The following is a 16,500-nucleotide window of genomic DNA, read 5'->3' on the forward strand; positions in this document are numbered from 1 at the left end:
GCTGGTTTCATCCACCGCAAGTTCACGTTGTTTGTAATAGCTGCATATAGGGAAGAGAGAGCCTAATGTCGAGTAACACCGTCGCCCAGTTCGCTACCGAGCTGAAAATGCCTGCCAATGTGCTGCTGGATCAGCTGCGCTCGGCTGGCGTTGACCTCAAATCGGTTGACGATTCCGTCACCGACAGCGACAAGGCGAAATTGCTCGAATCGCTGCGTCGCGCCCATGGCGCGACCGAAGGCAAGAAGATCACCCTGACGCGCCGCCAAACGTCCGAAATCCGGCAGGCTGACGCCACCGGCCGTTCGCGCACGATTCAGGTCGAAGTGCGCAAGAAGCGCGTGTTCGTCAAGCGTGATCCCTCCGAAATCGCCCTGGAACAGGCCGCGTCCGCGCGTGCCGAAGATGAAGCCTCCGTCGAAGACGAGCAGCAGGTGTCCGCGCCGGCTGCACCCGAGGCTCCTGCCGTGGTCGAGCCCCGCGAGGCCACTCCCGTCCAGGCGGAGGCCCCGGCCCCCGTCCAGGCGGAAGAGCCCGTTGCTGTAGAAGCGCCCGCGCCGGTTGAAGCGCCCGCGCCTGTTGAATCCGTCGCGGCCGAAGTGCCCGCCCCCGTCGAGGCGCAAGCCCCCGAAGTCCAGGCCCAGCCTGAACCCGAACCGACGCCGGCGCCTGCTCCTGCCGAGCCCGTGGCCGAAGAGGCCAAGCCCGAAGTTAAGACTGAATCCACCGAGCCCCTGGCTGAAGAAGCCAAGCCGGAACCCGTTGTGCTAGCTAATAAGTCAGAAACATCTTCCTCCCAGGCCAACGCGCCTGTCGCCCAGGCTCAGCCTGCTGCGAAGTCCGAACCCGTCAAATCCGCCGCGCCCGCGCCGGCCGCGCCTACGCCCGCAGCTCCTGCTGCCCGGGTAGGCAACCGTGCCGACAACCGCCGCGCCGGCCCGCCGCTTGCTGCCTCCGCCACGTCGGCAGGCCGCGATGAGGCCCGCCGTGCCGCCGAGGCCGAAGCCGCCGCGCTGCGTGAAATGCTGAACCGTCCCCGCAAGGTGTTGCGCGCTCCCGAACCGGAGGCGCCTGCCGCTCCCGCGGCTGCGCCGATTTCGGGCACGCTGCACAAGCCGGCCGGCAAGCCGGGCGCCACGCCTGGCGCCAAGAAGGACGCCAAGCCCGCCGCTCCCGGCGCGAAGAAGACCATCAAGACCGCCGAAGTCGCTTCGACCTGGTCGGATGACGCATCGCGCAAGAAGCCCGCTGACAAGCCGGCAGCCCCGGCCAGCCGTGATGGCTGGCGCGCAGGCGGCAAGGGTGGTGGCAAGGGCGGCGGCCGTGGTGGCCGCAACCAGCAGAACGACCGTCGCAACGAGCCGGCACCCGCAGAATTCATCGCACGTGAAGTCCACGTGCCGGAAACCATCAGCGTGGCCGACCTGGCCCACAAGATGTCCGTCAAGGCCGCCGAGGTCATCAAGCAATTGATGAAGCTGGGCCAGATGGTCACCATCAACCAGGTGCTGGACCAGGAAACGGCCATGATCGTGGTCGAGGAACTGGGCCACGTGGCGATCGCCGCCAAGCTGGATGACCCGGAAGCGTTCCTGGACGAAACCGCCACGGTTTCCGAAGCCGAGCAACTGCCGCGCGCACCGGTCGTGACCGTCATGGGCCACGTCGACCACGGCAAGACCTCGCTGCTGGACTACATCCGCCGCGCCAAGGTTGCCGCGGGCGAAGCCGGCGGCATTACGCAGCACATCGGCGCCTACCACGTTCAGACCGAGCGCGGCATGGTGACCTTCCTTGACACCCCGGGCCACGAGGCGTTCACCGCCATGCGTGCCCGCGGCGCCAAGGCGACCGACATCGTGATCCTGGTGGTCGCTTCCGACGACGGCGTGATGCCGCAAACGCGTGAAGCCATCCACCATGCCAAGGCTGCGGGCGTGCCCATGGTCGTGGCCGTGACGAAGATCGACAAGCCGTCGGCCAACCCGGAACGCGTCAAGCAGGAACTGGTTGCCGAACAGGTCGTGCCGGAAGAATACGGTGGCGACGTGCCGTTCGTGGGCGTGTCCGCCAAGACCGGCGAAGGCATCGACGATCTGCTCGAAAACGTGCTGCTGCAAGCCGAAGTGCTGGAATTGAAGGCACCGGTCGAAGCCGCCGCAAAGGGCCTGGTCATCGAAGCCCGTCTGGACAAGGGCCGTGGCCCGGTCGCGACGATCCTGGTGCAGAGCGGTACGCTCAAGCGCGGCGACGTGGTGCTGGCCGGCGCAAGCTTCGGCCGCGTCCGCGCCATGCTGGACGAGAACGGCAAGCCGATCCAATCGGCCGGCCCGTCGATCCCGGTGGAAATCCAGGGCCTGACCGAAGTGCCTGCCGCCGGCGACGAGCTGATGGCGCTGTCCGACGAGCGCAAGGCGCGCGAAATCGCGCTGTTCCGCCAAGGCAAGTTCCGCGACGTCAAGCTGGCCCGCCAACAGGCCGCCAAGCTGGAATCGATGTTCGACAACCTGGGCGAGGGCACGCAAACGCTCACGCTTATCGTCAAGACCGACGTGCAGGGTTCGCAGGAAGCGCTGGTGCAGTCGCTGGTCAAGCTGTCGACCGACGAAGTCCGTGTGCAAGTGGTGCACGCGGCCGTGGGCGGCATCTCGGAAACCGACATCAACCTGGCCATCGCCTCGAACGCGGTCGTTATCGGCTTCAACGTGCGTGCGGAAGCAAGCGCCAAGAAGCTGGCCGAGAACAATGGCATCGACGTGCGCTACTACAACATCATCTATGACGCCGTGGATGAAGTGAAGGCAGCCATGTCGGGCATGCTGGCGCCCGAGAAGAAAGAAGAAATCATCGGCCTGGTCGAGATCCGCGAGGTCTACAGCATCTCGCGTCTCGGCAACATCGCGGGTTGTATGGTGCTTGATGGCATCGTGCGTCGCGACTCCCAGGTACGCCTGCTGCGCAACAACGTGGTTCACTGGACGGGGCATCTGGAATCGCTGCGCCGCTTCAAGGACGACGTCAAGGAAGTCAAGTCGGGCTTCGATTGCGGTCTTACGCTGCGCGGCAACAACGACATCCAGGTGGGCGACCAGCTGGAAGTCTTTGAAATCAAGGAAATCGCGCGTACGCTGTAAAGCGTCCGCGAGGCATTATTGCTAATGAGCCGTCACAAGTCCAAAGCCATCCCCGGCCGCAATTTGCGGTTGGCCGACCAGATCCAGAAGGATCTGGCCGGGATCATCCAGCGCGAGATCGACATGACTCGCGCGGGACTGATCACGCTCTCTGGTGTGGAACTGTCGACCGACTACGCGCATGCCAAGGTGTGGTTCACGGTTTTGGGCGCCGAGCCCGAAGCCGCCACCGCCTTGCTGAACGAGAAAGCCGGTTGGCTGCACTCGCAGCTCTACAAGCTGCTGCACATTCACACTGTCCCCACTTTGCGTTTCTTCCACGACGAGCAGATTGCCCGTGGTATCGAAATGTCGATCCTGATCGACCGCGCAAACCGGCCCGGCCCGCACTCGGGCGTGCCCGACGAACCTGAAGACCAGTCCTGATCGGGCTGTCGTCACTGCTCTAAACACGGATTCCGACGATGGCTAAACGACGCGGGCTTGCGCTCGACGGTGTGCTGTTGCTCGACAAACCCGTAGGTTTGTCGAGCAACCACGCTTTACAACGCGCCAAGCGTGCCATGGACGCGGCGAAAGCCGGCCATACGGGCACGCTGGACCCCTTTGCCACCGGCTTGCTGGTGTGCTGCATGGGACGCGCAACCAAGATTTCCGGCGCGATGCTTAACGCCGACAAGGCATATCGCGCTACGCTGCAATTTGGCAGTGAAACCGATTCTGGCGACCTGACCGGCAATGTCGTGTCGACCGCCGAACGGGGGTTTGTCGTAGAGGAACAGGCACTGCGCGACGCGCTGTCACGTTTCTCGGGCACGATCGAGCAGATTCCGCCGATGTACTCCGCGCTCAAGCGCGACGGCAAGCCGTTGTACGAGTACGCGCGCGCCGGCATCGAGCTGGAACGCGCGCCGCGCCAGATCACGATTCACCGCATCGAGCTGCTGTCCCTGTCGGGGACGCAGGCAGAGATCGATGTGGCTTGCAGTAAAGGCACATACATCCGGACACTGGCCCAGGACATCGGGCGCGTGCTGGGCTGTTACGCCCACCTGACGGCGCTGCGGCGCACGCATGTCGGGCCATTTTCTCTGGAACGCGCCGTTGAGCTGGAAGCCTTGCAGGCCATGCCAGACCCCAAGCAGGCATTGCTTGCACTGAACGAATTGCCGGAGGGCTTGCTGCCCTCCACCCTGACCTTAAAGGACTCGCTATGACTCGCGCCTTGCGCAACGTCGCCATCATCGCCCACGTGGACCACGGTAAAACAACCCTGGTCGACCAGCTGCTGCGCCAATCCGGCACCTTCCGCGAAAACCAGGCGCTGACCGAACGGGTCATGGACTCGAACGATCTGGAAAAAGAACGCGGCATTACGATTCTGGCCAAGAACTGTGCCGTTGAATACGAAGGCACGCACATCAACATCGTCGACACCCCGGGACACGCGGACTTCGGTGGCGAAGTCGAACGCGTGCTGTCCATGGTTGACGGCGTGCTGCTGCTGGTGGACGCCGTTGAAGGCCCGATGCCGCAGACCATTTTCGTGACCCGCAAGGCGCTGGCCCTGGGCCTGAAGCCGATCGTCGTGGTCAACAAGGTGGACCGTCCGGGCGCCCGTACCGACTTCGTCATCAACGCCACGTTCGACCTGTTCGACAAGCTGGGCGCGACCGAAGAGCAGCTGGACTTCCCGGTGGTGTACGCCTCGGGTCTGTCGGGCTACGCCGGCCTGACGCCGGACGTGCGCGAAGGCAACATGCGCCCCCTGTTCGAAGCCATCCTGCAGCACGTGCCGCAGCGCGACGACGACCCCAACGGTCCGCTGCAGATGCAGATCATCTCGCTGGACTACAACAGCTACGTCGGCAAGATCGGCGTGGGCCGCATCAACCGTGGCCGTATGCGCCCCGGCATGGAAGTGGCGTACAAGTTCGGTCCGGAAGGCCAGGGCGGCCGCGGCCGCATCAACCAGGTGCTGAAGTTCCATGGCCTGGAACGCATCGTGGTGGATGAAGCCGAAGCCGGCGACATCGTGCTGATCAACGGTATCGAAGAACTGGGTATCGGCTGCACCGTCACCGACGCGGCCACGCAGGAAGCCCTGCCGATGCTGCGCATCGACGAACCGACGCTGACCATGAACTTCATGGTGAACACGTCGCCGCTGGCCGGCCGCGAAGGCAAGTTCGTGACCAGCCGCCAAGTGCGCGATCGCCTGGACCGCGAACTGAAGTCCAACGTGGCGCTGCGTGTGCGTGACACGGGCGACGATACGGTGTTCGAAGTGTCGGGCCGCGGTGAACTGCACCTGACGATTCTGCTGGAAACGATGCGCCGCGAAGGCTACGAGCTGGCCGTGTCGCGCCCGCGCGTGGTGTTCAAGGACATCGACGGCGTGAAGTGCGAGCCGTTCGAATCGCTGACGGTTGACGTCGAAGACGCCCACCAGGGCGGCGTGATGGAAGAACTGGGCCGCCGCAAGGGCGACCTGCAGGACATGCAGCCGGACGGCCGTGGCCGCACCCGCCTGGAATACCTGATCCCGGCCCGTGGCCTGATCGGCTTCCAGAACGAGTTCCTGACGCTGACGCGCGGCACGGGCTTGATGAGCCACATCTTCCATGAATACGCTCCGGTCAAGGAAGGTTCGATCGGTGAGCGCCGCAACGGCGTGCTGATCAGCCAGGACAACGGCGACGCCGTGGCCTACGCCCTGTGGAAGCTGCAGGATCGCGGCCGCATGTTCGTGAGCCCGGGCGATGCGCTGTACGAAGGCATGATCATCGGTATCCACAGCCGCGACAACGACTTGGTCGTGAACCCGATCAAGGGCAAGCAGCTGACCAACGTGCGCGCCTCGGGCACCGACGAAGCCGTGCGCCTGGTTCCGCCGATCCAGATGTCGCTGGAATACGCCGTGGAATTCATCGACGACGACGAACTCGTGGAAATCACGCCGAAGTCGATCCGTCTGCGCAAGCGCTACCTGCTGGAAAACGAACGCAAGCGCGCTGCGCGCGACGCAGCCGTCTAAGCGGAGCGGGGGGCAAGCCCCCTTCGCGTTTCGGTAGTACGCGAAAAAGCCGCACACCTTCGGGTGTGCGGCTTTTTCATTGCCGGCCGCCTAGACGCCGTTTTGCTGATGCCGGTATTCCTGTGTTGCGCCGCCGTAGCCGTAGGCCGCCGCGCGCGCATCGATCACGTGCACATAAGAGCATTCGTGCAGTTCGCCCAGGATCTCCTGGAACGACGCATAGATCTCTTTGATGAAGCGCGCCTTCTCGGCCTTGGTATTGGTCTCGTCGGTGACGCTGATGTCCAGGTGAAAGGCGTTCTTGCCCAGCTCGGACAACGGGCGGCCGCCGATGAACCACAGGTCATGCGGGATGTGCTGCAGCGTAATGGCGATCACGGGCAGCTTCTTGCCCAGTACGGACTGGGTCAGGGCGGCCACGGAATCCACGACGCGACGGTTCACGGCGGGATCGGATTGGCCGGAGAGATGGACGACGATGTGAGGCATGATAGGCTCCTGATTGGGTAGGTGTGAAGCCAGTGTAGGAACCCTGTTGACATCGGAAAAGCGGGAATTTACGATTTTATCCATCGTGTATTCCGTTGGATGAGCCATGTCGGGATTTGATCTGGACCAGTTGCGCACGCTGGTCGCCGTGCTGGATTCCGGCAGCCTGACGGCGGCGGCGCCGAAGGTGTTCCTGTCCCAATCGTCCGTCAGTGAGCAGATGCGCAAGCTGGAAGACCGCGCGGGGCAGCCTTTGCTGGTGCGGGGCAAGGCGGGCGTGGCGGCGACGCCCGCCGGCGAACGCCTGTTGGCGCATGCGCGCGCCATCCTGGCGCTGAGCGACGAGGCCTATCGCGATTTGCGAGGCGTGGCGTTGCGGGGCGAATTGCGCCTGTGCATCACGGACTATTTCCGTCCCGGCGACGTGGCGCGGATGCTGCGGCGCCTGAACGAGCAGTATCCGCAGGTGCGCCTGCACGTCACGATCATGAAAAGCGGCGCCATCGAGGCCGCCTATGAGCGGGGCGAGATCGACGTCGGCATATCGATGTCGATCCAGGAGCGTGGCGCGCCGCGGGCGCGGGCGCAGGGCGCCTTGTTGCGCCGCGAACCGTTGCTATGGATGGCTGCGGAAGGGGCGGGCCCACAAGCGGGCGAGTTCTTGCCGCTGCTGGTGTTGCCGGAGACGTGCGCCTTGCGCCAGTACGTCGAACGGCTGTTGTCGCGCCGGGGCGTGCCCTATGCGGTGGCGCACGTGGCCTCTGGCGTGGCAGGTTTGCAGCTGGCCATTTCGGCCGGCCTGGGCGTCGCCTGCCTGAACGAATCCGCGCTGGCGCCGGGCATTGCGCGCCTGCACGCTCCCGGACTGCCGGCCTTGCCGGCCGTGGAATTCAGGCTGTTGCCCGCCCGGGCTGGCGAAAGCGAATTCATGGGACTGGCGCGCGAGGCCATCATCAAGACGATGAGCTGATTCCCGCGTCAGCGGCGCAGCCACTCCAGGAAATCGCGGCCTGGGCCTAGCGCGCGGACAATGGCGCCGATGGGCGCGAACGAGCCCGGCGATTCGATCGCCACGCGCTGAAAATGGCCGTGCTGCACATACCAGTTGGCCAGCGTCAGCGGCACCATCGCCAGGGCCTGCTGCGCGTGCATGACGGCGATCAGCAAGGGCATGGGCGGCGCGGCGCTGGCCAGCCGGCAACGGCGGGGGACGACTCCCGCACGCTCGAAGAACGCCGTGAACACGGCATGGATGGCCAGTTCGGGGCGGGGCTCGATCCATAGCTGCGCCGCGACCTGTTCCAACGTGGGAACGGATCCGGGCGACAGCAAGGGGTGCCCGGCCGTGGCGACGATCACCGCGGCATCCTGCTGCAGGGGAACGAACTCCAGTCCGGCCGGCACGGCATCCGGCCGTCGGCACAACAGCATGTCGAGGCTGCCGCTGGCGGCAAGCGGCAGCAGTTGTTCCCGGCTGCCTTCCACCACTTCCACATGCAGGTCAGGATGCGCCGTCATGAACGCGGGCAGGCGCTCGGCCAGCAGGCCGCCGCTGGCAGCCGGAATCGCCCCCAGGCGCAGGCTGCCAGCGGCCCCCTCGCGCAACGCGGCTACCGAGTCGGTGGAGGCGCGCAGGGTCGTCAGCATGCCTCGCGCACACTCCGCCATCAACTGACCGCTGCGGGTGGTGCGCATGCCGCGGGCGTGGCGTTCGAACAGGCGCACGCCCAGCAGGTCTTCGATGTCGGCCAGGGCATGGGTGGCGGCAGGCTGGCTCAAGCCGATGTGGTTGGCGGCCTGCTGGATGCTGCCCAGGTCAGCGATGCTGGCCAGCAGTTGCAGATGGCGCAGCCGGCCCTTGGCAAGCAGGCGGGAAAGCAGGGTGGCGGGCGCGACGTCCATGACTCGTATAGATATTCAAAATATGAATATATCAACGCATTAATGTATTTGAAATAAGGATATGCCCTGGCCACAATGCAGCGATTCCGTTCTTCGCTTGCGTCCCTAGGAGTAGCTGGTTCATGAAGTCCCGTCTGCTGCATGCCGTACTTTGCGCTGTTGCCCTCAGCGCGCCTGTCTTGGCCACCGCCCAGGGCGCGTATCCCTCGCAGCCGGTGCGGCTGATCGTGCCGTTCGCGCCCGGCGGATCCACGGACGTGCTGGCGCGTGCCGTGGCCGACGGCCTGCGCAAGGAATTGGGCCAGAGCGTGGTCGTGGAGAATCGCGCCGGGGCGGGCGGGCTGATCGGCACCGAGGCCGTGGCGCGCGCCGAACCGGATGGCTACACCCTGGGCATGGCGACGGTCAGCACCATGGCCGTCAACCCCTTGCTTTATGGCACGCAGCGGGTGGACCCTGCGCGGCAACTGGCGCCCGTGGCCTCGGTGGCGACGGTGCCGGTGGTGTGGATGGTCAACCCGGCCTTTCCCGCCCAGGATTTTCCGCAGTTCCTGGCTGAGCTGCGTGCGCACCCCGGCAAGTATTCCTTCGGGTCGCCCGGCGTCGGTTCGCTGGGCCATCTGAACCTGGCCGCGATGAACGCGGACCTGAAGGTCGACGTGCTGCATGTGCCGTACCGCGGCATGGGGCCGGCGCTGACCGCCGCCGTCGGGGGCGAGGTGCAGGTGCAGCAGGACCAGTATGCGTCGGCGCAATCACTGATCAAGGCGGGCAAGTTGCGTGCCATCGCGGTGTCGGCGCCTGGCCGGTTGGCGGGCATGCCGGAATTGCCGACGCTGGCGGAATTGGGCTACCCGCAGTTGAATGCGCTGGGCCAGACCTGGTTCGGCCTGGTTGCGCCCACCGGTACGCCGGACGCCGTGGTGCAGACGTTGAACCAGGCCGTGAGCCGTGCGCTGGCCGATCCCGCGCTGGTGCAACGGCTGGCGTCGCTGGGCGCGCAGCCGGACAGCGGCACGCCGGACGCGTTCGCGCAGCGCATCTCGCAGACGCTGGCCGTGAACCGGAAAATCATTGAAACTGCCGGGATCAAGCTCGACGAATGACAGGCTTTTTTCAAAGAGACAGGATCAGCCCTTTCACTGGAGAAGCAATGGGTGCCATCGACAAACTTGCGCCGTTCATCGACGCGCGCAGCGACCGTTACGCCGACCTGAGCGACCGCATCTGGAGCCTGGCCGAACTGCGTTACGCCGAGCACAAATCGGCCGAGCTGCACATCGCGATGCTGGAGGAGGCGGGCTTTCGCATTACGCGGGACGCCGCCGGCATCCCAACCGCGTTCGTGGCCGAAGCGGGCCAGGGCGGCCCCGTCATCGGCATTCTGGGCGAGTACGACGCGCTGTCCGGCCTGAGCCAGGAAAGCGGCGCATTCGCCTGCCAGCCGTCGCCCGAGACGCCCAACGGCAACGGCCACGGTTGCGGCCATCACCTGCTGGGCACGGCCGCGCATTTTGCCGCGGTGGCGGTCAAGGAATTCCTGGAAGCCAACCAGTTGCCGGGCACGATCCGCTTCTACGGCTGTCCGGCCGAAGAGGGCGGATCGGGCAAGACCTTCATGGCGCGCGCGGGCCTGTTCGACGACGTCGATGCAGCCCTGACCTGGCACCCGGCCTCGCATACGGGGATATTCCACCAGTCGTCGCTGGCCAATATCCAGGCCTATTTCCGCTTCCGCGGGATTGCCGCGCATGCCGCGAATTCGCCGCATCTGGGCCGCAGCGCACTGGACGCGGTGGAACTGATGAATGTGGGCGTGAACTATCTGCGCGAACACATGGTGCCGGATGCGCGCGTGCATTACGCCGTGACCAATAGCGGCGGCATTTCGCCGAACGTGGTGCAGGCCCGTGCCGAAGTCCTGTACCTGGTGCGCGCGCCGGTCAATTCGCAAGCGTCCGAGCTGTATGAACGCGTGAAGAACGTGGCGCGTGGCGCGGCGTTGATGACGGGTTGCGAGCTGGACATCGTGTTCGACAAGGCGTGTTCGAACTACATGCCGAACCGCGTGCTCAACGAGGTGATGTACGCCAACATGCAGGCGCTGCAAGGGCCCGCCTACACGCCCGGCGAAGAGCAGACCGCGCGCCGCATGTGGGATTCCATCACGGAAGACGACATCGACAACGCGGGCAAGAACCTGGGTGCGGTGCTGCGCAATCCCACACCGCTGTTCTCCGGCGTGGCGCCGTTTGATCCCGCCAAGACCGAGATCACCTACGGTTCCACGGACGTCGGCGATGTCAGCTGGGTGACGCCCACGGCGCAGTGCTGGGGCGCCTGCTACGCCTACGGCACGCCTTTCCATTCCTGGCAGATGGTGGCGCAGGGCAAGCTGTCCATGGCGCACAAGGGCATGGTGCACGCGGCCAAGATCATTGCGGCCACCGCCGCCGATCTGTACACGCAGCCCGAGGCGCTGGCCCGGGCCAAGGAAGAACTGCTGGACGCGCGCCGTGGCCAGCCATACGTGTGTCCCATCCCGGCCGAGGTCGTGCCGGCGTTCATGCGGAAGTGAAAAATGCCCCCTCGGGGGCATTTTTCATGGGGGTGGCGAAGAACGTTCAGGCCGGCAGGGACGGTGCGTATTGCGCGTCCGAGTTGACCTTTTCGTGGAACTCGACCACCCGGCGCACCACCTTGACGGGATCGTCTTCGATGATGAAGAGGTCCAGGTCGTGTGCGCCGATCATGCCATTGGCCAGCACCTGGCCGCCCAGCCATTCGACCAGGCCCGACCAATATTCGCTGCCCACCAGGACGATGGGCGCGGGCGGGACCTTGCCCGTCTGGATCAGCGTCAACGCTTCGAAGAGCTCATCAAGGGTGCCGAAGCCGCCAGGCATCGCCACGTAGGCGAAGCTGTGCATGAAGAACGTGGCCTTGCGCGAAAAGAAATATTCGAACGACAGGCTGATGGTCTGGTATTCATTGTTGTGCGCTTCGTGCGGCAGGCTGATGTTCAGCCCGATGCTGGTGCCGCCCGCCTCGAATGCGCCTTTGTTGGCTGCCTCCATGATGCCGGGGCCGCCCCCGGCGATGACCGCGAATCCGGCGCCGGCGAGGGCGGCCGAGATGGCGACGGTGGTTTCGTAGTGGGGGGAATTGCGACTGACTCGTGCACTGCCGAAGACGCTGACTGCGGGCCCGATGTTTGCGAGCTTGTCTGCCGCCGTCCGTATCTCTGACATAATCAGCGGAATTTGTTTGTTGGCGGGTGTTTCCGCAGTTATTGCCATATCTGCCTTTGTAACCATGAAAAAAACCTTATTACTGGTCGACGGTTCAAGTTACTTGTACCGCGCTTTCCACGCTATGCCTGATTTGCGCAATGCGCAAGGCGAACCTACGGGTGCGCTCTACGGCGTGGTGAACATGTTGCGCAAGCTTGTATCTGACCACAAGGCAGAGTATGCCGCATGTATTTTCGATGCACGCGGCAAGACCTTCCGGGACGATTTGTATCCCGAGTACAAGTCGCATCGTCCTCCCATGCCGGAGGACCTGGCCGCGCAGATCGAACCCATCCATCGCGCGGTGCGTGCGCTGGGTTGGCCGGTGCTGGCCATCGAGGGCGTGGAAGCGGACGATGTGATCGGCACGCTTGCCAAGCGCGCGGCCGAGCACGACGTGCACACCATCGTCTCCACCGGCGACAAGGACCTGGCGCAACTGGTCAACAGCCACGTCACGCTCGTCAACACCATGACCGGCGAAGTGCTGGACGAGCCCGGCGTGATCAACAAGTTTGGCGTGCCGCCCGACCGCATCGTCGACTACCTGATGCTGGTGGGCGACACGGTGGACAACGTGCCGGGCGTGACCAAAGTCGGCCCCAAGACCGCGGTCAAGTGGCTGACGGAGTTCGGTTCCATCGACAAACTGGTCGAAGGCGCCGACGGGATCAAGGGCGTGGCCGGCAGCAACCTGCGCGAAGCCATCCCGAATTTCCCGTTGACGCGCCAGTTGCTGACGGTGAAGTACGACTGCGACTTGACCGGCCACGTCGAAAGCGTGGACGACCTGACGCCGCGTGAACGCGACGAGGCCACGCTGACCGAACTGTACGAACGCTACGGTTTCCGTACCTGGCTGCGCGACCTGACGGGCGACGCCGAGCGCGTGCCCACGGGTGATGCGCGCATTGCGGCGGAAGTGCCCGCGGCGCCCACCGAATTGGACTACCGCATCATCTCCGACTGGGCCGAATTCGACGCCTGGTTCGACAAGCTGCAGAACGCGTCCCTGGTGGCGCTGGACACTGAAACCACGTCGCTGGACCAGATGCAGGCCAAGCTTGTCGGCTTGTCCCTGGCGGTGGAACCGGGCGTGGCCTGCTACATCCCCGTGGCGCATCGCGGCCCCGACGGCGCGACGCAATTGCCCAAGGCCGAGGTGCTGGCGCGCTTGAAGCCGTGGCTTGAAGACGCCTCGCGCGCCAAGCTGCTGCATCACGCCAAGTACGACGCGCATGTGTTCGCCAACGAAGGCATCAAGCTGGCAGGCATCGCCGAAGACACGATGCTCGAGGCGTATGTGCTGGAGTCCCATCGTGGCGTGGGCTTGAACGACCTGGCCCAGCGCTATCTGGGCCGCAGCGGCGTGTCTTACGAGGACCTCTGCGGCAAGGGCGCCAAGCAGATCGGCTTTGATGAAGTGGCTGTCGACAAGGCCGGCCACTACGCCGCCGAAGACGCGGATTTCACCTTGCAGCTGCATCAGGTGCTGCGCCCGATGGTGGCGGCCGACGAAGGGCTGAACCGCGTTTATCAGCTTGAGATCCAGGTGTCGGCGGTGCTGACCACGATCGAGCGCAACGGCGTGAAGGTGGATGCCGCCGAGCTTGGCCGCCAAAGCCACAAGCTGGGCCAGGAAATGCTGCGGCTGGAGCAAAAGGCCTATGAACTGGCCGGCCAGCCTTTCAACCTGAATTCCCCCAAGCAGTTGGGCGAGATCCTGTTCGACCGCATGCAGCTGCCGGTGGTGCGCAAGACCGCGGGCGGCGCGCCGTCTACGGACGAAGACGTGCTGACCAAGCTGGCGCAGGACTACCCGCTGCCGCAGGTGCTGCTGGAATACCGCGGCCTGTCCAAGCTGAAGTCGACCTACACCGACAAGCTGCCCCGCATGATCAACCCGGACACGGGGCGCGTGCATACGCGCTACGCGCAGGCCGCGGTGATCACGGGCCGCCTGGCGTCGTCCGATCCCAACCTGCAGAACATCCCGGTGCGCACCGAGGCCGGCCGCCGCGTGCGCGAAGCCTTCATTGCCGAGCAGGGCCTGCTGCTGTCGGCCGACTATTCGCAGATCGAGCTGCGCATCATGGCGCACGTCTCCGATGACGCCAACCTGCAGCGCGCGTTCGCCGCGGGCGAGGACATCCACCGCGCCACGGCCTCGGAAGTGTTCGGCGTGCCGCTGGCGGACGTGTCGAGCGAGCAGCGCCGCGCAGCCAAGGCCATCAACTTCGGCCTGATCTACGGCATGGGCGTGTTCGGCCTGGCGTCCAACCTGGGCATCACGCGCGATGCGGCGCAGGCGTATATCGACCGCTATTTCGCCCGCTATCCCGGCGTGGCGATGTACATGGAAAACACCCGCCGGCTGGCGCGCGAGCAGGGCTACGTGGAAACCGTGTTCGGTCGCCGCCTGCAACTGCCGGAAATCCGCGGAGCCTCGGGGCCGCGCCGGCAGGGAGCGGAACGGGCGGCCATCAATGCGCCCATGCAGGGCACCGCCGCCGACCTGATCAAGATGGCCATGGTGGCCGTGCAGGACTGGCTGGAAGCCGAAAAGCTGCAAACCCGCATGATCATGCAGGTACACGATGAACTGGTGCTGGAAGCGCCGGACGCCGAGATCGAGCTGGTCAAGGAAGCGCTGCCGCGCCTGATGTGCAGCGTGGCCGAGCTGCGCGTGCCGCTGGTTGCCGAGGTGGGCATGGGCAAGAACTGGGAACAGGCGCACTAAGCCCGCGTCTGGTCGCCCGCAGGACCGGTGGGCCGCCTTCGGGCGGCCCATTTCCGATTTTGGGATTGCAACAATATAATGTTGCGCTTCCCCCGCCTATATTGCGTCCCCCAAATGTTGCTGCTCTGGGTCCTGCTTGCCACCGTCACCGGTGGCCTTATCGCCGTCCTTGTCGCCAGCTGGCTGGCCTACAAGGTGTTTGCCCAATACCTGCATCACATGGTCAGCCTGTCGGTGGGCGTGCTGCTGTCGGTGGCGCTGTTGCACTTGCTGCCCGAGGCCTTCGAGGGGGCGGTGGGCGACGCCCATGCGCTGTTCGGCCTGATGCTGGCGTCGTTGATCGGCTTCTTCGTGCTGGAGAAGATCGCCTTGCTGCGCCACAGCCATCACCACGAGGGCGACGGCCACCATCACCACAAGGGCCACGACCACCACGAAGCGGGGCGTGGCGGGGTGCTGATCCTGATCGGTAGTTCACTGCACAACCTGTGCGACGGCGTGCTGGTGGCGGCCGCGTTCCTGACCGATCCGCTGCTGGGCGTGCTGACGGCCGCCTCGATCATCGTGCACGAAGTGCCGCATAAGCTGAGCGACTTCGTCGTGCTGCTCAATGCAGGGCTGGCGCGCCGCCGTGCCTTTTCGCTGATCCTGTTCACCAGCTTGTGTTCAGCCGTGGGCGGCATAATAGGGTACTTCGTGCTTCAGCAGGCGCAGGGCTGGGTGCCCTATGTGCTGGTGATCGCCGCCAGCAGCTTCCTTTACATCTCGGTGGCCGACCTGATGCCGCAGATGCACGAACGGGTGTCCCTTTCGGACGCCGTCCCGCAATTGCTGCTGGTGGGTGTGGGCGTGGCGCTGATCTATAGCGTGACGACGCTGATGCACGGGCATGAGCATGGAACCGACGCCGCTCGCGGCGCGCCCCATGCGGAGCATTCCCACACGCACTAGGGACGCGCACGGAAACGGGAGGCCCGGTGTCGTTGATCCCTACACAGGAGTACTCCATGAGTTTTTCCGCCGCCGCCGGCAACGTCGCTCCCACCGTCATCCATACGGACACCCAGGGCCTGGTCCACGGGGATTTCCAACTACCCGTGGCCGATGGCTCCATCGCCGCCTATTACGCCGCGCCTGAAGGCCGCCGCGACCTGCCCATCGTGCTGGTCGTGCAAGAGATCTTCGGCGTGCACGAGCACATCAAGGACATCTGCCGCCGGGTCGCCAAGGCCGGCTACCTGGCGGTGGCCGCCAACCTCTACGAGCGCCAGGGCGATGCCTCGGTCTATACCGACATCCCCAAGCTCATCGCCGAACTGGTCAGCAAGGTGCCGGACGAGCAGGTGTTCGCCGACCTGGATGCCAGCGTGGCCTGGGCCGCGCAGCACGGCGGCGACGCCCGCCGCGTGGCGGTGACGGGCTTTTGCTGGGGCGGGCGCCTGACGTGGATGTACGCCGCGCACAACCCCAACGTACGCGCCGCCGTCGCCTGGTACGGCAAGCTCAGCGTCGGCCACGGCCCGCTGATCAAGCGCTTTGCCTATGACGTGGTCAACGAGCTGCATGGCCCGGTGCTGGGGCTGTACGGCGCCAAGGACGCCAGCATCCCGGTGGCAGACATCGAGACCATGAAGACCAAGCTGGCCAACGGCAACGCCGCCGCCAAGCAGTCGGAATTCGTGGTGTACCCGGACGCCGACCACGCCTTCATGGCCGATTACCGCGCCAGCTACAAGCCCGACGCCGCGAAAGACGGTTGGAAGCGGATGGTGGAGTGGTTCCAGCGGTACCTGTAGGAGGGCGACGGTAGGATGGGTGGAGCGCGGGTTGGCGGCGGCAAAAGCTCAGCCGCCAAGCGCGCGCAACCCATCAAGCAGCGGATGCGTTGTCGCTGACGTGGCGAAG

13 protein-coding genes are annotated in these 16,500 nt (G+C 65.1%); 10 read left to right on the forward strand and 3 right to left on the reverse strand.

Annotated features, from left to right (window positions below):
- Nucleotides 1-65 precede the first annotated feature (65 nt).
- From infB to typA, 4 genes are read left to right on the forward strand one after another with little or no spacing between them, the layout of a single operon-like run.
- Complete coding sequence (gene infB / locus AC3WMU_RS22830; protein WP_006225084.1) at nt 66-3,134, forward strand: translation initiation factor IF-2; 3,069 nt, start codon at nt 66-68, stop codon at nt 3,132-3,134.
- A gap of 24 nt (nt 3,135-3,158) precedes the next feature.
- Entirely contained in the window at nt 3,159-3,560 is a 402-nt protein-coding gene (gene rbfA / locus AC3WMU_RS22835; protein ID WP_006225083.1) for a 30S ribosome-binding factor RbfA, read from the forward strand.
- A 38-nt stretch (nt 3,561-3,598) separates the two neighbouring features.
- Nucleotides 3,599-4,351, forward strand: coding sequence for a tRNA pseudouridine(55) synthase TruB (gene truB, locus AC3WMU_RS22840; protein WP_424625700.1), 753 nt, complete (start codon nt 3,599-3,601; stop codon nt 4,349-4,351).
- Nucleotides 4,348-6,171 carry a translational GTPase TypA gene (gene typA, locus AC3WMU_RS22845; RefSeq protein ID WP_006225081.1) on the forward strand — a complete coding sequence of 608 codons (1,824 nt, stop codon included), beginning with the start codon at nt 4,348-4,350 and terminating at the stop codon, nt 6,169-6,171. The genes truB and typA overlap by 4 nt, the downstream gene beginning before the upstream one ends.
- Before the next feature lie 90 nt (nt 6,172-6,261).
- On the opposite strand, the gene AC3WMU_RS22850 is transcribed toward typA, so the two are convergent.
- The gene (locus AC3WMU_RS22850; RefSeq protein ID WP_006225080.1) at nt 6,262-6,660 is read right to left on the reverse strand and encodes a tautomerase family protein; all 399 of its coding nucleotides are present in this window, start codon (nt 6,658-6,660) and stop codon (nt 6,262-6,264) included.
- A gap of 106 nt (nt 6,661-6,766) precedes the next feature.
- Between AC3WMU_RS22850 and AC3WMU_RS22855 the strand changes: the two genes are divergently transcribed.
- Entirely contained in the window at nt 6,767-7,630 is an 864-nt protein-coding gene (locus AC3WMU_RS22855; RefSeq protein ID WP_006225079.1) for a LysR substrate-binding domain-containing protein, read from the forward strand.
- Nucleotides 7,631-7,638: 8 nt separating this feature from the next.
- Here the strand turns inward: AC3WMU_RS22855 and AC3WMU_RS22860 are convergent, their stop codons facing one another.
- Nucleotides 7,639-8,562 carry a LysR family transcriptional regulator gene (locus AC3WMU_RS22860; protein ID WP_006225078.1) on the reverse strand — a complete coding sequence of 308 codons (924 nt, stop codon included), beginning with the start codon at nt 8,560-8,562 and terminating at the stop codon, nt 7,639-7,641.
- A gap of 122 nt (nt 8,563-8,684) precedes the next feature.
- Here AC3WMU_RS22860 and AC3WMU_RS22865 point away from each other — a divergent pair, with 122 nt between their 5' ends.
- A complete protein-coding gene (locus tag AC3WMU_RS22865; protein ID WP_280025347.1) occupies nt 8,685-9,668 on the forward strand; it encodes a Bug family tripartite tricarboxylate transporter substrate binding protein in 984 nt (327 codons plus the stop codon).
- Between the two features lie 47 nt (nt 9,669-9,715).
- A complete protein-coding gene (locus tag AC3WMU_RS22870; protein WP_315135123.1) occupies nt 9,716-11,140 on the forward strand; it encodes a M20 family metallopeptidase in 1,425 nt (474 codons plus the stop codon).
- 46 nt (nt 11,141-11,186) lie between these two features.
- On the opposite strand, the gene AC3WMU_RS22875 is transcribed toward AC3WMU_RS22870, so the two are convergent.
- Nucleotides 11,187-11,879, reverse strand: coding sequence for an LOG family protein (locus AC3WMU_RS22875; protein WP_446678354.1), 693 nt, complete (start codon nt 11,877-11,879; stop codon nt 11,187-11,189).
- Here AC3WMU_RS22875 and polA point away from each other — a divergent pair.
- From polA to AC3WMU_RS22890, 3 genes are all read left to right on the forward strand, one after another.
- Nucleotides 11,878-14,595 carry a DNA polymerase I gene (gene polA / locus AC3WMU_RS22880; RefSeq protein WP_280025344.1) on the forward strand — a complete coding sequence of 906 codons (2,718 nt, stop codon included), beginning with the start codon at nt 11,878-11,880 and terminating at the stop codon, nt 14,593-14,595. The genes AC3WMU_RS22875 and polA overlap by 2 nt on opposite strands.
- 114 nt (nt 14,596-14,709) lie before the next feature.
- Nucleotides 14,710-15,546, forward strand: coding sequence for a ZIP family metal transporter (locus tag AC3WMU_RS22885; RefSeq protein ID WP_035213206.1), 837 nt, complete (start codon nt 14,710-14,712; stop codon nt 15,544-15,546).
- A 56-nt stretch (nt 15,547-15,602) separates the two neighbouring features.
- Nucleotides 15,603-16,391, forward strand: coding sequence for a dienelactone hydrolase family protein (locus AC3WMU_RS22890; protein ID WP_006225072.1), 789 nt, complete (start codon nt 15,603-15,605; stop codon nt 16,389-16,391).
- Nucleotides 16,392-16,500: the final 109 nt, after the last annotated feature.

The sequence above is a fragment of the Achromobacter sp. FW305-C-13 genome (genome assembly GCF_058783475.1).

What these genes read in the sequence shown, in the direction of transcription:
- AC3WMU_RS22885 (WP_035213206.1), top strand. Translation starts at nt 14,710, where the DNA reads ATGTTGCTGCTCTGGGTCCTGCTTGCCACCGTCACCGGTGGCCTTATC.
- rbfA (WP_006225083.1), top strand. Translation starts at nt 3,159, where the DNA reads ATGAGCCGTCACAAGTCCAAAGCCATCCCCGGCCGCAATTTGCGGTTG.
- AC3WMU_RS22890 (WP_006225072.1), top strand. Translation starts at nt 15,603, where the DNA reads ATGAGTTTTTCCGCCGCCGCCGGCAACGTCGCTCCCACCGTCATCCAT.
- AC3WMU_RS22875 (WP_446678354.1), bottom strand. Translation starts at nt 11,879, where the DNA reads ATGGTTACAAAGGCAGATATGGCAATAACTGCGGAAACACCCGCCAAC.
- AC3WMU_RS22855 (WP_006225079.1), top strand. Translation starts at nt 6,767, where the DNA reads ATGTCGGGATTTGATCTGGACCAGTTGCGCACGCTGGTCGCCGTGCTG.
- infB (WP_006225084.1), top strand. Translation starts at nt 66, where the DNA reads ATGTCGAGTAACACCGTCGCCCAGTTCGCTACCGAGCTGAAAATGCCT.
- AC3WMU_RS22870 (WP_315135123.1), top strand. Translation starts at nt 9,716, where the DNA reads ATGGGTGCCATCGACAAACTTGCGCCGTTCATCGACGCGCGCAGCGAC.
- typA (WP_006225081.1), top strand. Translation starts at nt 4,348, where the DNA reads ATGACTCGCGCCTTGCGCAACGTCGCCATCATCGCCCACGTGGACCAC.
- polA (WP_280025344.1), top strand. Translation starts at nt 11,878, where the DNA reads ATGAAAAAAACCTTATTACTGGTCGACGGTTCAAGTTACTTGTACCGC.
- AC3WMU_RS22865 (WP_280025347.1), top strand. Translation starts at nt 8,685, where the DNA reads ATGAAGTCCCGTCTGCTGCATGCCGTACTTTGCGCTGTTGCCCTCAGC.
- AC3WMU_RS22850 (WP_006225080.1), bottom strand. Translation starts at nt 6,660, where the DNA reads ATGCCTCACATCGTCGTCCATCTCTCCGGCCAATCCGATCCCGCCGTG.
- truB (WP_424625700.1), top strand. Translation starts at nt 3,599, where the DNA reads ATGGCTAAACGACGCGGGCTTGCGCTCGACGGTGTGCTGTTGCTCGAC.
- AC3WMU_RS22860 (WP_006225078.1), bottom strand. Translation starts at nt 8,562, where the DNA reads ATGGACGTCGCGCCCGCCACCCTGCTTTCCCGCCTGCTTGCCAAGGGC.